This window comes from Collinsella aerofaciens, from assembly GCF_032584215.1.
Taxonomy (GTDB): Bacteria; Actinomycetota; Coriobacteriia; order Coriobacteriales; family Coriobacteriaceae; genus Collinsella.
Genome location: NZ_JAWHPN010000012.1, coordinates 25,039 through 40,390, shown reverse-complemented (window position 1 = coordinate 40,390; position 15,352 = coordinate 25,039). Strand labels below are relative to the sequence as shown.

Below are 15,352 nucleotides of genomic sequence, written 5' to 3'. Positions count from 1 at the left end.
GCTACCCCCTACTCGGTACGGGCAACCTGGTCGATGCGGTAACCCTCGATCTGGTCGCCGGGCTTGATGTCCTGGAAGTTCTCCAGACCAATGCCGCCCTCGGAACCGCTCTTGAGGCTCTTGGCCTCGTCCTTGTAGTGGCGCATCGAGGCGATCTTGCCGTTGAAGACCACGATGCCGTCGCGCACCAGGCGCACGGAATCGGTCGCGGCGATCTCGCCCTCCTCGACGCGGACACCGGCGGCGATACCGACTTTGGGCACCTTGAAGGTGTCCAGGACGGTCGCGGTACCCGTGGCGACCTCGACCTCGTTGGGCTTGAGCATGCCGATACGGGCGGCGTCGAGCTCCTCGAGGCACTTGTAAATGACGTCGTAGCAACGGATCTCGACGCCCTCGCGCTCGGCGGCGGAGCGGGCCTTACCGTCGGGACGGACGCCAAAGCCGATGATGATGGCGTTGGAGGCGTCGGCCAGGACGACGTCGGTCTCGTTGATGGCGCCAACGGCGGAGTGGATCGTGTTGATGCGAACCTCGGACTGATCCATCTTGTCGAGCGAGTCCTGAAGGGCCTCGATGGAACCCTGGACGTCGGCCTTGATGATCAGGTTGAGCTCCTTGACCTCGGCGTCGGCAATGGTCTCGAAGAGGTTCTCGAGCGTGACGTGCTTGACGCGGCTCTGCTCCTCGATACGGGCCTTCAGCGAACGCTCGTCGGCCAGCGCACGTGCCTCGCGCTCGTCCTCGAACACGCGGAACTCGTCACCGGCGTTGGGCACGGACTGCAGGCCCAAAATCTCGACGGCGTCGGAGGGACCGGCCTCGGTGACGGCGCGGCCCTTGGGGTCGAGCATGGCGCGGACGCGGCCGTAGGTAAGGCCGGCGACCAGCGTATCGCCCACGTGCAGGGTACCGCGGGTCACGAGCACAGTAGCAACCGAGCCGCGGCCCTTGTCGAGCTTGGCCTCGAGGACGTTGCCGGAGGCAAAGGTGTCCGGATTGGCCTTGAGCTCGAGCACGTCGGCCTGGAGCAGCACGGTCTCCAGAAGGTCGTCGATACCGATCTTCTGCTTGGCCGAGATGTTGACGAACATATTCTGTCCGCCCCACTCCTCGGGGATGACGCCGTACTCGGTGAGCTCCTGACGCACGCGATCGGGGTTGGCACCCGGCTTATCGATCTTGTTGACGGCAACGACGATGGGTACGCCGGCGGCCTTGGCGTGATTGATCGACTCGACCGTCTGGGGCATGACGCCGTCGTCGGCGGCGACGATCAGGATGACGATGTCGGTCACCTTGGCACCACGGGCACGCATAGCCGTAAAGGTGGCGTGACCCGGGGTATCGATAAAGGTGATCTTGCGGTCGTTGATCATGACCTGCGAAGCGCCGATGGCCTGCGTAATGCCGCCCGCCTCGCCGGCAGCAACGCCGGTGTGACGGATGGCGTCGAGCAGCGACGTCTTGCCGTGGTCGACGTGGCCCATGACGGTGACGACCGGGGCACGCGGCTTAAGGTCGGCGGGATCGTCGTAGAACGAGAAGGTGTTCTCCTCCTCGGGGGTGATGATCTTGATCTGGCGGCCCAGGTCGTCGGCAACGAGCTCGACGAGGTCGTCGGACATGGACTGCGTCATGGTGAGCGGCGTACCCAGCAGGAACAGGCGCTTGATGATGTCGTTGGCCGGAACGTCGAGCGCCTCGGCGAGCTCCTGGACGGTAACGCCCTGGGAGACCTTGATGGCGTCGAGGTCCTCGGGGTTCACGCCCTGGGCCAGCGCCTCCTCTATCTTGCGCTCCTCCTGAGCCTTGGCAGCCTCGCGCTCGCGCTTCTCCTTGCGCTTCTTGCGGCGACCGGTGGACTCGCGAGAGGCCTCCTCGACGGCAGCACGAGCCTCCTCGAGCACCTTCTCGCGGCTGTACTCCTCGGCCTCGCGAGCCATGCGGCTGTAGTGGTCCTCTTCGTTGTTGTGACCGCCCTTGCGCTTCTTGCCCTTGCCCTGCTTATCGGGGTTGGGGAAGTCCATGCCGGCAGCAACGTTGTTGCTGGCGTTGGTGCGATGGCTGTGCGGACGGCTCTCGGAGGCGTTGCGCTCGGAGTTGTTGTCAGAGGCGTTGCGATCGTTACGACGGCCACCGCGGCGGTCGTTGTTGCCGCCACGACGGTTACCGCGCTCGGCAGCGCGCTCGGCCTTGGCCTTGTCCTCGGCGTCCTTCTTCTCCTTGAGCACGGTCTCCTGTGCGGCGATCTGGTCGAGCAGCGAACGGAAGCGCGAACCGGAGTCGGAAGCGGGAACGGCGCGGCGCTGGGCCTCGCGGGCAGCCTCCTCCTTCTCACGGGCAAGGCGCTCCTGCTCGGCCTTCTTCCTGGCCTCGGCCTCGGCGCGGGCAGCCTCCTCAGCAGCCTGGGCTGCGGCAAACTGGCGACGCTCCTCCTCGCGGGCCTTCTCGGCGGCGATGCGCTCGCGCTCGGCCTCGGCGGCGCGAGCGGCCTCCTCGGCGGCAGCTGCCTGCTCCTCGGCCTGCTTGGCGGCCTCGACTTCCTGAGCGCGGGCCTCGATTACCGAGGCGAGCTGCTTGCGGACCATGGCGACATAGGCGTCCTCCAAGGTGGAGGAAGCGGACTTAGCGGGAATCTTCATATCGGCGAGATGACCCATCAGTTCCTTGGAGGTCATGCCGAACTCTTTGGCCAGGGTGGACACACGGACTTTTGCCATATGACTTCACCTACCCTTTCTGGCACCTTGGGTGCCTAGAGACTGAACGAGCGTGGGAGACGCGCCGGGACCCGCCCGGCGCGACCGCGCGCTAGATCAGGTCCTCCGCATCATCGAAGGCGTCGGTGTCGTGGACACCGCAGAAACGGGAGCCGGGACGAGCCTGGTTGCGGCACTGGATGCCGTCCTCGGACACGTACTCGCAGCGGCGGACGTCCTCGTCCTCCTCGTCACCGATCAGGTCGGCGGCGGGCTCCTCGTGAACGGGAACGTTCTTGAGGATGTCGGCGGCAAGCGTCTCGGACTTGATGTCGATGTGCCAGCCGGTCAGGCGCGCGGCGAGGCGGGCGTTCTGGCCCTCCTTGCCGATGGCGAGGGACAGCTGGTCGTCGGGCACGATAACACCGGCGTAGGCCTTCTCCTCGTCGATGAGGACGCGGGTGACCTTGGCGGGCGACAGGGCGTTAGCAACGTAGACGGCAGGATCGGCATCCCACAGGATGACGTCGACGCGCTCGCCGCGGAGCTCGCCCACGACAGCGCGAACACGGCTGCCCTTGGGGCCGACGCAGGCGCCCACGGGATCCAGACGGTCGTCGAGCGAGTGGACGGCGACCTTGGAGCGCTGACCGGGCTCGCGGGCGATCGACTTGATCTGGACGGTGCCCTCATAGATCTCGGGCACCTCCTGCTCAAATAGACGACGCATGAGCTCGGGGTGGGTACGGGAGATGACAATCGGCGGACGGCTGTGCTCGCCACGAACCGGCTGCAGGTTGGAGTTGGGGTCGCGAACGTCGATAATCACGGCCTTGATGTGCTGGTTGTGCAGGTAGCGCTCGCCCATCGGACGCTCGTTGCGCTCGTTCTCGTAACGGCGCTGGTCGAAGTGCGGCAGCTCGGCCTCGACGCCCTCGCGAATCTTGACGATCGTGAAGTCGGGCGTGGACTGCAGCACGGTACCGCTGATGAGGTCACCGATGCGGCCGGAGAACTCCTCGTAGATCTGCTCGCGGGCGGAGTTGCGCACGATGGCGTTGATCTCGGCCTTGGCGTGCTGGGCGGCGATGCGGCTCGTGTTCTTGGGGGTGACGTCGATCTCCTCGAACTCGGTGAAGTTGCCTTCCTCGTCCATGGAATCGTCGATCGGCTCCAGACGGTAGACGTAGATCTTGCCGGTGGTGCGGTCGATGGTCACCTTGGCGCCCCACTCAAGATGCAGGATCTCGGCATAGCTCTTGGCGAGCGACTGCTCCAGGCGGTCGATCAGGTAGAGCTGGTCGATGTGCTTCTCCTGGCAAAGCTCCATCAGGGCGGACATCATGTCGGATGCTGCCATCTTACTTTCCTTCCTTCGCGGGCTTGAAGTCGTAGGTGGGCTTCAACTTGCACTTTTTAACATCAGAGAAATCGAGGGTGACGGACTCGCCGTCCTCGAGCTCGAGGGTCACGTTCGTCTCGGTGGCGGAGGCAATCTTGCCGGCGTACTTGCGACGGCCCTCGGTGACGGTGGAGGTGAGCTCACAGTTCTCGCCCACAAAGCGGGCAAAGTCGCACGGGCGGCGTAGCGGGCGCGCCATGCCAGGGCTCGACACCTCGAGCGTATAGCTCGAAGAGATGGGGTCGAGCTCCTCAATCACATCGCCGACCCACTTGGTGTTGGCCGTGACGTCGTTGAGCGACAGGCTCTGACCCTCGGCACCCTCGATACGCACGCGCACGCAGGGGGCCTTGGTGGCACCCACGAGCTCGACGTCGACGATGTCGACATCGTGCTGGGGAGCGACGGCCTCGAGCGCGTTGATGATCGCCTGCTCGGTCTTGGTCTTGACCATTGCGGCACCTCCATCCATACAAAAAAGAAGCGGGGCCGAAACCCCACTTCTTTCAATTACAACTTCATTTGCAAGTAAACTATACCAATAGCTGCGGAAACGTGCAAGCACAGTACGAATCTGCAGGTCAGCGTTCGCACAGCTTCTCCACAAGAATAGGACAATTGACCGAAGACACCTAGGCAGGTACATGCAAAACGAGGGACGGCCCAAACGGACCGCCCCTCGTTTATTGCATGTCAGCTATGCGCGCAGCGCTTACTTGACCACCAGGTTGACCAGCTTGCCGGGCACGCAGATGGCCTTGACGACCGTCTTGCCCTCGAGCCACTTGGCGACAGCGGCCTCGGCGGCAGCCTGCATCTCCTCGTTGGAGGCATCGCGGGCAACGTCGACGCGGCCGCGGACCTTACCGAGCACCTGGACGACGATCTGCACCGTGTCCTCAACGGACTCGGCCAGGTCGAACTCGGGCCAGGCGGCGGTGTAGGCGTTGCCCTCGCAGCCGAGCGCCTCGTGCCACAGTTCGTCGGCCCAGAACGGGCAGATGGGAGCAAGGACGCTCACGATGTCCTTAGCCACGCCATAGCACAGCGCCTTGTCGCGGGCGGTACCCTCAGTGGCATTGAGGTAAGCGCTCGCCGCGTTGACGAGCTCCATGACAGCCGAGATCGCGGTGTTGAACTGGCCGCGATCGAAGTCCTCGGTGCACTTGGCGATGGTGCGGTGACGCTCGCGATAGAGCTTCATCGCAACCTCGTCGAGCGCGGACTTGTCGAAGGCCACGTTGGCATCGCCGGACTGGACGAGCTGCCAAACGATACGCCAGGCGCGCTTGATAAAGCGGTTGGCGCCCTCGACGGCCTTGGGATCCCAGTCGAAGTCCTTCTCGGGCGGGGCGATAAACAGGATCGCCAAACGCATGGTGTCGGCGCCGTAGGGCTCGATGACCGAGCTCGGGGGCACGACATTGCCCTTGGACTTGGACATGGTGTCACCGTTCTCGTCCTTAACCATGCCTTGGCACAGTAGGTTGGTGAAGGGCTCGTCCACGCTCAGCAGGCCCAAGTCGCGCAGTGCCTTGGTAAAGAAACGGCTGTAGAGCAGGTGCAGAATGGCGTGCTCGATGCCGCCGATGTAGTTATCGACGGGCATCCAACGGTCGGCGGCCTCGCGGGAGAAGGGCAGCTCCGTGTTATGCGGATCGGTATAGCGCAGGAAATACCAGCTGGAGCAGGTAAAGGTGTCCATGGTATCGGTCTCGCGCTTGGCCGGGCAGCCGCAGACCGGGCAGGTGGTCTCGTAGAACTCCTTGCACTCGGCGAGGGTCTCGCCTGCGCCCAGGTCCAGGTTCTCGGGCAGCGTCACCGGCAGCTGATCCTCGGGCACGGGCACGATGCCGCAGTGCTCGCAGTGGATAGCCGGGATGGGGTTGCCCCAATAGCGCTGGCGGCTGATGAGCCAGTCGCGCAGGCGGAACTCGACCTTGCGACGACCGCAGCCCATGGCCTCGAGGTCGGCCACGATCGCAGCCTCGCCCTCGGAGTGCTTACCGCCGCGCATGCCGGTGTACTTGCCGGACTGGACGAGCGTGCCCTCGGCAGCGTGGGCGCAATCCCAGTCGACGGTCTCGGCATGGAAGGTATCGATGGTCTCGCCGCTGGCCTCGACGGCAGCACGATCGTCATCGTCCAGGATGATCGGCACGATCGGCAGGTCGTACTTACGGGCAAACTCAAAGTCGCGCTGGTCGCCACAGGGAACGGCCATGACGGCACCGGTACCGTAGTCGGCAACGACATAATCGGCAACCCACACGGGGACCTTCTCGCCGTTGACGGGGTTTACCACATAGCGGCCCGTGAAGGCACCGTGCTTCTCGAGGGTGCCCTGGGCACGCTCGACGGCAGAGATATGCTTGGAGTCCTCGACGATCTTGGTGACGGCCTCCTCGTACTCCGTGCCCTCGACGAGCTCGTGCAGGCCGGCGTACTCGGGAGCCAGGACAAAGAAGGAGACGCCAAAAAGGGTATCGGCACGCGTGGTGAAGACGGTGATCTTGCCCTCATCGCCCTCGATGGGCTCGCCATCCTGGTCGCACAGGGTAAAGTCGACCTCGGCGCCCTCGGAGCGACCGATCCAGTTGGCCTGCATCTGCTTGACGCGCTCGGGCCAGCCGGGGAGCTTCTCCAGGTCGTCGAGCAGCTCCTGGGAGTACTCGGTGATCTTGAAGTACCACTGCTCCAGGTCGCGCTTCTCGGGCTCGGTGCCGCAGCGCCAGCACTTACCCTCGGTGACCTGCTCGTTGGCCAGAACGGTCTTGCAGTTAGGACACCAGTTGACCGGGTTCTTCTTGCGGTAGACCAGGCCCTTTTCCCACAGCTTCTCAAAGATCCACTGACCCCAGCGGTAGTAGTCGGGGCTGCAGGTCTTGACCATGCGATCCAGATCGTAGGAGAAGCCCATGCGCTTCATCGTGGCGAGCGCCTGGTCCATGTTCTTATACGTCCAGGCAGCAGCCTGCGTATTGTGCTTGATGGCGGCGTTCTCGGCAGGCAGGCCAAAGGCGTCAAAGCCGATGGGGTGCAGCACGTCGTAACCGCGCATGCGGGCCTGACGGGCCATGGCATCGCCGATGGTATAGTTGCGCGCGTGGCCCATATGCAGGTCGCCCGACGGATACGGGAACATCTCGAGCACGTACTTCTTGGGCTTGCTGTCGTCGGTGTCGACGGCAAAGAGGTTGGAGTCCTCCCAGGCCTTCATCCACCTGGACTCAATGGCCTGCGCGTCGTAGACAGGGATCTCGTCCTTATGATCTGTGCAATCGCACATATCAGCTCCTTTGTTAGCTGGGTTGGGGCGAGGCGTTCTTACCTTTACTCGCTGCTGCGGACAGTCCTGCTCGCACGAAGAGCACATTAAGTGCTCTTCGGCTCGTGCGGAACTTGCAGCGAGCAAAGGTAAGAACGCCCCGCCACATCGTTAACTCGCATGATGATAGCAAATACAACAAGCGAGATGCCTGCGACTTGCAGGCATCTCGCTTTATCTTAATAACGTGGTTGTGAATCAACCGCTAATTGTTACCAGCCCAAGCATGGTCGGGTTTTCCAAGTGCCGCAGATTGCCGTGAAAGAGGAGCGACGCGTACTTTGGTACGCGAGCGACGGTTTGAACGGCAAGGTGCGGTGCTTGGGAAAGCCGCTTAGCGGTAGCTGACGCTCTGCTGGGAATCCTTGACGACTACGTCGTGGGCGCCGCCTTCGACGATTGAGGTGGAGCTTACCAGGGTCAGGCGTGCCTTTTCCTGGAGCTCGGGGATCGAGAGGGCGCCGCAGTTGCACATCGTGGACTTGACCTTGTAAAGCGTACCGCCCACGCCGTCCTTGAGGGAGCCGGCGTAGGGAACGTAGGAGTCGACGCCCTCGACGAAGCTGAGCTTTGCGGCGCCACCCAGATCGTAGCGCTGCCAGTTGCGGGCACGCGCGGAACCCTCGCCCCAGTATTCCTTCATGTACTGGCCGTTGACGTTGACGCGCTCGGTCGGGCTCTCGTCGAAGCGGGCGAAGTAGCGGCCCAGCATCATAAAATCGGCACCCATGGCAAGGGCGAGTGTCATGTGGTAGTCATAGACGATACCGCCGTCGGAGCACACGGGCACATAGACGCCGGTCTCCTCGTAGTACTCGTCACGGGCGCGACAGACATCGATCAGCGCGGTGGCCTGGCCACGGCCGATACCCTTGGTCTCGCGGGTGATGCAGATGGAACCGCCGCCGATACCGACCTTGATGAAGTCGGCACCGCAGTCGGCCAGGAAGCGGAAGCCCTCGGCGTCGACGACGTTACCGGCACCGACCTTGACGTCCTCGCCGTAGTTGGCGCGAATCCACTCGATGGTGCGCTTCTGCCACTCGCTGAAGCCCTCGGAAGAGTCGATGCACAAGACATCGGCACCGGCCTCGATGAGCAGCGGCACACGCTCGGCATAGTCGCGGGTGTTGATACCGGCGCCGACCATGTAGCGCTTGTCGTTATCGAGCAGCTCGTTAGGATTGGTCTTGTGGCTGTCGTAATCCTTGCGGAAGACAATGCCCATGAGGTGATCGTTATCGTCGACGATGGGCAGGGCGTTGAGCTTGTTGTCCCAGATGACGTCGTTGGCAACCTTAAGGCTGATGTTCTTGTCGCCCACGATAAGCTGCTCACGCGGGGTCATGAACTCGGAGACCTTCGTCTGGTGGTCATCGCGACTGGGACGATAGTCACGGCTGGTGACGATGCCCAGGAGCTTGCCCTTGGGGGTGCCGTCGTCGGTGACCGGCATGGTGGAGTGACCGGTCTTCTCCTTGAGCTCGATGACCTGCTCCATGGTCATGTCGGGGGTCAGCGTGGAATCGGACTGAACGAAACCTGCCTTGTGATCCTTGACGGCCTTGACCATGGCGGCCTCAGACTCGGCGCTCTGGGAACCGTAAATGAAGGACAGGCCGCCCTCGGTAGCGAGCGCGACACCCATGTCGACGCCCGAGACGGACTGCATGATGGCGGAAACCATGGGGATGTTCAGGGTGATTGCCGGCTTCTCACCGCGCTTAAAGCGGGTTAGCGGCGTCTTAAGAGAGACGTTGTTGGGGATGCACTGCGAGGACGAGTAACCAGGGACCAGCAGATACTCCGAAAACGTGTGGGACTCACCGGGAAAGAACGTAGCCATGTTTCTCCTTTTTCCATGCGACCGGTCGGCTGCAGGCCTCGTAGGACCCAGCCCAACCTTGGGCGCCCAATACTGGGGAAGTATCTTAACGCACTTTGACTGCTACAATGCATGATTTAAGAAGAGCACACGAGGGTTTGACGCAGGCTTTGCGTTTGCCCAGCAAACACTTTAGCGGGAAGACGTGGAGCACATGGAGTACAAGACGACGGCAAAGTTGGTCATTCAAGCGTTCGACAAAGATCTGCCGGGCGTGTTTGGACACGGCTGTGTCTTGCTGCTGCAGGGCATCGCCCGCGAGCACTCGCTCAACCGCGCCGCCAAGAGCATGGGCATGGCGTATTCCAAGGCCTGGCGCATTGTAAACGAGGCCGAAGGCCAGCTGGGCTGCAAGCTCATAGAGCGCGACGGCGCCCGCGGATCCACCCTCACCCCCGCCGGCGAACGAGCCATAGCGGTCTACGAAGAGCTGCAGGCCGACATCAACAACGTCATTGCCACCAAAGCAAACGCCCTCATCGCCAGCATCAAAGAGTAGCCCATTTGGGACGGGGCCTTATAGCCACACAACCCCTTCTCATAAGTTGCAGTGAAATAGGGACTGTTTATGCGGTTAAAGCCGTAAATCAATCCCTATTTCACCGCAACTTATGAAGTCGAGGATGATTTAGCTAGTTGCGGAGGGCATTATCTAGGGTGGCGGCCACGATCAAGGGGTCGTCGGCGCCGGCGAAGAGGCGGATGGTGCTCCCCTGCTTGCCGCGTGGGGCCGAAAGGCGCGTCGCTGCGCCGCCGGCGGGCGATGTGTGGAACTCCCCCGACAAAGCATCGAACAGCCCCCCTGCGCTAAGCTCGATAAGATCAAATTCAACTGCCGGGCCAAAGCCGTGCTCGAGGATTCCCGTTGCAACCGCATGATCAGGATGCGAGCTCAGTCCGGGATAGCGCACGCTGCGCACCATCTCGTTGGCGGCCAGATACTCGGCTAGCGCACGGGCGCGATCGAAATGCGCCTGCATGCGGACATCGAGCGAGTCCAGCCCACGCTCCAGTACACCGGCCTCGTCAGCAGGCATATCAAGCTTGGCCAAGCCACAGCCCTCAAGCAGGGCATGCGCGCACTCAGCCGCGGCATCCACGCGATGGCGCTTGAGCTGCGAGCGCGCGACCGATACGGCAACCAACTTGCGCGGAGCCTTGCCGGCGCACACGCGGTCGAGCGCCTCGAGCGACAGCACGGCACCCAAACGCAGCGGATCGCAGCCAAAAGCCGACGCTACCGTGTTATCCACCACAAACAGCGCATGGGCCTCACGAGCAGCGCGGCCCAGAGCGCGCAGATCGGGCACACGCAGACCAAACCCGCCGATGGAGTTGACGAACCACCACAAGTGCGGACCCTCGACATCAAACGAAGCATCAAAGCCCTCGGACGCAGCGGCAAACGCCTCGGCGGACGGCGAGCCCACCAGCGCGACATCGCAACCATCAAAGCCGTGCGCAAACGCATCGGCAAAGTCATCGGCAAACGCAACCAGGAGATCGCCGGGACGTACAACCCCCAACAGAGACAGCGCCGCCGGCACATGCAGGGCCGCAACAAGACGCGCCTCACGCGCGCCGGCCCTTGCAGCCCAAGCCTCTTCTAGCTGTTGCACGTCCACGCGGCACCGTCCCTTCATAAGCAAAAACCCACGATGCGGATGTTTCCCGCATCGTGGACAACGGCTGCAGTATAGCGCCGATATGCGACGAATCGCCTAAATATTGAGCGCGTGATAGTTCACGCTCACACCCGGAGCGTCAACGGTCACGCCATAGGCCTCAGGATAGATGCGCGTCGAAAACACGAGCGCGCCATCATTCACAAACACCTCGACCGACGAGACATCGCCAACAATGCGCACGTTACGAACCTCGTCGACGGGCTCCCAGCGCACGGTACGACCGCAGCCGGCAGAAGCGCGACCCTCATCGGTAAATCGCATCTCAAAGCGCGAGGGCAGTTCGCCCTCGGCGGGCACAAACGCCAGCTTCAGCTCGCCGTCAACGGTCGCGGTGAATGCGCCGTCGACACCGTCGACAACAACGTCAAAGCAGGCGTCGCCGGCGACCTCCAACGAGCCCGCCCCCACACGCACCGAGGCATAATGGTGCTCAATCTCGCGCGCCGGCTGTTGCAGCACCACGCCGCCAGCACCGGCTGTAAGCTCACGCGGCACCGTCATACAGTGCTGCCAGCCGCACGCCATGGTGGGCGCGTTGCCATAGGTCGGCTCATCGGGCATGCCCATCCAGCCGATCAGAATGTGGCGACCGTCCTCGGCCGTGAACTCCTGCGGAGCATAGAAGTCAAAACCGGCGTCCCACAGGCGGAACTCGCCCAGCTCATAAGCGTCATTGCCACCCGTAATGTCGCCCGTTACAGGCATGTAGACCGCTGCATACACGTTACCGCGGTCCCAACGACCGCCCTCGAGCCCCTGGGGAGAGAAGGACAGGAACTTCGCCGGTACACCGCCATCCGACTCAAGCTCAAGGTATCCCGGGCACTCCCACATAAAGCCAAAGCGCTCGGGCGTGGAAACGCGGCTTTCGAGCTCCCAGCTCAGCAAATCGGCCGAGCCATACACCAAGATCTCGCCCACATCGCGCCCGGCACCCTCGCCGTGCATCTCACAAAAGCGGCTATCGACATGCGGCCCGTCCACGAGACGACGCGCGCCCAGCACCAAGTGATAACGCCCGTCCGCGTCACGCCACACCTTGGGATCGCGCACGTGGCAGGTCAGATCGTCGGGATAATCCTCGGACGCCAGCACCACGCGCTTTTGGCTGAACTCCCGACCGGCAAGGCCATCAACGCTCTCCACATAGACGGTATCGGCGCGGCGGCCAGTATTGACGTAGTCGTACGTGCCGTCCGCATCGGAAAGCTTAACGTTGCCCGTGTACAACACGCGAATGCGGCCGTCCTCGGCAAGCGCGGAGCCCGAATACACGCCATGGCAGTCGAACGGCTCGTCGGGAAGCAGCGGCGCGCCAACATATTCCCAGTTCATAAGGTCGCGGCTTGTGGCATGGCCCCACATCTTTACGCCGCCGTTCACATCAAACGGGGCATACTGGAAGTACGCGTGAAACACGCCACCCACCTGGCAGAGACCGTTGGGGTCATTGAGCCAACCCGCCGGCGGCATAATATGGAAGCGCTGGCCATACGCGCCATGACCGCACTCAGAGGCGGCAGCGTCAACAGCGGCAACCAGCTTTGCAAGGTCGCGACCAAGTGCATTAGACATATCAAAGTCCTAACGGATCGAAAGTAACAAGGCGCCAGAGATCGGCAACAGATACGGGAAACGCCCGCGAGCATACAACCCGCGGGCACCCCTCAATCAAAAGCTCCTAGGCCTGCTCGGAAGCCTTGGGCTCGTCCTTGTACAGGACAAACGAGATGGCAAAGGACACGACCGCGGCGACCGCAAACATGATCGCGTACTGCACGGGCTGTGCCAGGCACAGCAGGATACCGAAGATACCGGTAACGCCCGTGCCGGAAGCAGCAAGCGAGGTGAGTGCGCAGACCAGGGCACCGCAACCGCCGCCGATGCAGCCGGCGATGAAGGGCTTAAAGAAGCGCAGGTTCACACCAAAGATGGCAGGCTCAGTAATACCCATGAAGGCGGACAGGGCCGAAGGAAGCGCCAGGCCCTTGATCTTGGCATCGCGGGTCTTAAAGGCAACGGCGAGCGCGGCGCCACCCTGGGCGATGTTGGCGGCACTGGCGATGGGCAGCCAATAGGTCACACCGTCTGGGCAAGCTGACCCAGGTCGATGGCGGTGTACATCTGGTGGATACCGGTAACGACCGTGGGAGCATAGAACAGGCCGACGATAAAGGAGCCAATGCCGAAGGGCAAGGTCAGCAGGGTCTGGATCAGACCGAGGATGGCGTTCTCGGCCCACACGAAGATGGGGCCGACGGCAACGAGCGTCACGAGCACGGTCACGAACACCGAGACGAGCGGAGTCACAAAGAGGTCGAACATCTCGGGAACGATCTTGTGCAGGCACTTCTCGAGGAAGGCCAGAATGGCGCAGGCGATAACGATGGGGATCACATGGCCCTGATAGCCAACCCACTCAAAGCTGTACAGACCAGGGATGACGGTGACCATGGTCTGCACGCCCTCGGAGGCAACCGTGTAGGCGCTCTGCAGCGAGGAGTTGATGAACGCACCGCCGACGACAGCGCCCAGATACGGGTTGGCGCCAAAGGCCTTAGCGGCGGAGTAACCGATCAGAATCTGCAGAATGCCAAAGGACGTGCCCGAGACCAGGTCGGCTATCTTGTAGATAAAGTTATTGGTGTCGAGCGCGATAAAGCCGTTGGAGGCCATAAAGTTGAGGGCGCTCATAATGCCCAGCAGCAGACCCGAAGCCACGATGGCGGGGATGATGGGGACAAAGACGTCGCCGAGCACCTTAATGGCACGCATAAAGATGTTCTGCTGCTGTGCCGCGGCCTCCTTGACCTCGGCCTTGGTGGCAGCCTCGACGCCGCTGAGCGCGATGAACTCTTCGTAGACCTTGTTGACGGTGCCGGTGCCAAAAATAATCTGCAGCTGACCCTGGGCCTCAAAGACGCCCTTGGCGCCGTCGATATTCTCGAGGGCTTCCTTGTCGACCTTGGCGTTATCGGCAATCACCAGGCGCAGACGCGTGGCGCAGTGCGCGGCCGAAACAACGTTGCCGGCGCCACCGATGTTGTCGAGCACCTCTTGCGCTGATTTGCGGTAGTCCATGACTTCCCTTTCCTCCAACGGGCGCATGTGCACCCGGCCATCTTTGACATTTACACTGTAATCGTTTTCAGTTTCATATGTCTGTAATCGTTTTCATATTAGGGTGAACGGTAGGAAATAGCCGGCGAATGGTAGTTTTGAGACAAATATAAGGGCTCAGAGGCAGGCAGACGTGCCCAAAATCTAGACATTCATAAGCTGATGGCCGAGTTTGAGCGTCTTTAGACCGCTCTCCCCCTCCACGCCATCGAGCGTGTTGAGCAACATATTGGTCGCCTCGACGCCACTGGTCAGGTAGCCATAATGCACGGTGGGAATGCCGCCCGTCAGCGCGCGCAAAAACGCGTTGTCGCCAAAACCACTCACGCGGTGTATGCCCTCGCCCATGCCGCGAACCTCATCGATGGCACGAAGCGCGCCGGCCGCCATAGTGTCGGTCGCGCAGGCGATAAACGAAACATCGGGAGCGACAGAAAGCAGCTCACGCGCCGCACCATAGCCCGAGTCGAGCGTAAACGAGCCCAGGCGAATCAAGGCGGCATCGAGCGGGTTACCCGCGGCGCGCAAGCCGGCCTCAAAACCGCGTCGGCGGTCATAACCGGCCGCGCGGTCCTCCTCGGTAACCCCAATGTAAGCGATCTTGCCGTCCACGCGACCCGCAAGCGCATGGCCCAGCTCAAAAGCGGCCTCGTAATCGTCGTGATACACGCACGCCGCGCCCTCGACATGTTGACCGATCAGCACAATGGGCACACGGCACGAGTCAATCGCGCGACGGTGCTCGTCGGTGATCATGGTTGCCACCAGCACAATGCCGTCAACCGGATGGTTTTGGAATAAATCAAGGTATTCGAGCTCGCGATCGGCCGCGTTGTCGGTATTGGCAAGCAGCATCTGGTAGCCACGACGAGCGAGCACCTGGCCAATACCGGCGGTAATGCGGCTCACAGATTCCGAGTTGATCTTAGGCACGATAACGCCGATGAGCTTGGTGGAGCCGGTGCGCAGCGCGCGAGCCTGGCTAGATCGCACGTATCCGGTCAGCTCGATTGCCTGCTTAATGCGCTCGGCCTTGTCCGCCGAGATATATCCACCGTTGAGGTAGCGCGAGACGGCGGCGCTCGAAACGCCGGCCAGCTCGGCCACATCTTTCATCTTTACCACGAGTACCCCTGTCATTGAAATCGCTTTCACCATAATACCTGTTCGTTCCGGCGTTCTAACGAACGCCGGACTGCTCGACGCTGCGCGGGCAACTACCGGGCG

Annotated in this window: 11 protein-coding genes; 1 reads left to right on the top strand and 10 read right to left on the bottom strand. The window is 62.2% G+C overall.

The window, feature by feature from the left end:
- Nucleotides 1–8: 8 nt before the first annotated feature.
- From infB to RX395_RS04920, 5 genes are all read right to left on the bottom strand, one after another.
- A complete protein-coding gene (gene infB, locus RX395_RS04940; protein ID WP_316365910.1) occupies nt 9–2,723 on the bottom strand; it encodes a translation initiation factor IF-2 in 2,715 nt (904 codons plus the stop codon).
- A 91-nt stretch (nt 2,724–2,814) separates the two neighbouring features.
- Nucleotides 2,815–4,062 (bottom strand): transcription termination factor NusA, encoded by a 1,248-nt coding sequence (nusA, locus tag RX395_RS04935; protein WP_006234042.1) that lies wholly within the window; start codon nt 4,060–4,062, stop codon nt 2,815–2,817.
- A 1-nt stretch (nt 4,063) separates the two neighbouring features.
- The gene (locus RX395_RS04930) at nt 4,064–4,558 is read right to left on the bottom strand and encodes a ribosome maturation factor RimP (protein WP_316365906.1); all 495 of its coding nucleotides are present in this window, start codon (nt 4,556–4,558) and stop codon (nt 4,064–4,066) included.
- A gap of 258 nt (nt 4,559–4,816) precedes the next feature.
- On the bottom strand, nt 4,817–7,393 hold the full coding sequence (leuS, locus tag RX395_RS04925) for a leucine--tRNA ligase (RefSeq protein ID WP_316365905.1): 2,577 nt from the start codon (nt 7,391–7,393) through the stop codon (nt 4,817–4,819).
- A gap of 373 nt (nt 7,394–7,766) precedes the next feature.
- A complete protein-coding gene (locus tag RX395_RS04920) occupies nt 7,767–9,278 on the bottom strand; it encodes an IMP dehydrogenase (protein ID WP_006234046.1) in 1,512 nt (503 codons plus the stop codon).
- Nucleotides 9,279–9,471: 193 nt separating this feature from the next.
- Here RX395_RS04920 and RX395_RS04915 point away from each other — a divergent pair, with 193 nt between their 5' ends.
- Nucleotides 9,472–9,816: a winged helix-turn-helix domain-containing protein gene (locus RX395_RS04915; RefSeq protein ID WP_316365903.1), complete on the top strand. Its 345-nt coding sequence runs from the start codon at nt 9,472–9,474 to the stop codon at nt 9,814–9,816.
- Nucleotides 9,817–9,949: 133 nt separating this feature from the next.
- Here RX395_RS04915 and RX395_RS04910 read toward each other — a convergent pair whose 3' ends face one another.
- The 5 genes from RX395_RS04910 to RX395_RS04890 form a co-directional block, all read right to left on the bottom strand.
- Nucleotides 9,950–10,942, bottom strand: coding sequence for a PLP-dependent transferase (locus RX395_RS04910; RefSeq protein WP_316365901.1), 993 nt, complete (start codon nt 10,940–10,942; stop codon nt 9,950–9,952).
- 96 nt (nt 10,943–11,038) lie between these two features.
- Nucleotides 11,039–12,580, bottom strand: a complete 1,542-nt coding sequence (locus tag RX395_RS04905) for a glycoside hydrolase family 32 protein (protein ID WP_316365898.1) — start codon at nt 12,578–12,580, stop codon at nt 11,039–11,041.
- Nucleotides 12,581–12,686: 106 nt separating this feature from the next.
- A complete protein-coding gene (locus tag RX395_RS04900) occupies nt 12,687–13,088 on the bottom strand; it encodes a PTS transporter subunit EIIC (protein ID WP_316365897.1) in 402 nt (133 codons plus the stop codon).
- The gene (locus tag RX395_RS04895; RefSeq protein WP_316365895.1) at nt 13,085–14,086 is read right to left on the bottom strand and encodes a PTS transporter subunit EIIC; all 1,002 of its coding nucleotides are present in this window, start codon (nt 14,084–14,086) and stop codon (nt 13,085–13,087) included. The genes RX395_RS04900 and RX395_RS04895 overlap by 4 nt, the downstream gene beginning before the upstream one ends.
- A 183-nt stretch (nt 14,087–14,269) precedes the next feature.
- Nucleotides 14,270–15,241, bottom strand: coding sequence for a LacI family DNA-binding transcriptional regulator (locus tag RX395_RS04890; RefSeq protein WP_316365952.1), 972 nt, complete (start codon nt 15,239–15,241; stop codon nt 14,270–14,272).
- Nucleotides 15,242–15,352: the final 111 nt, after the last annotated feature.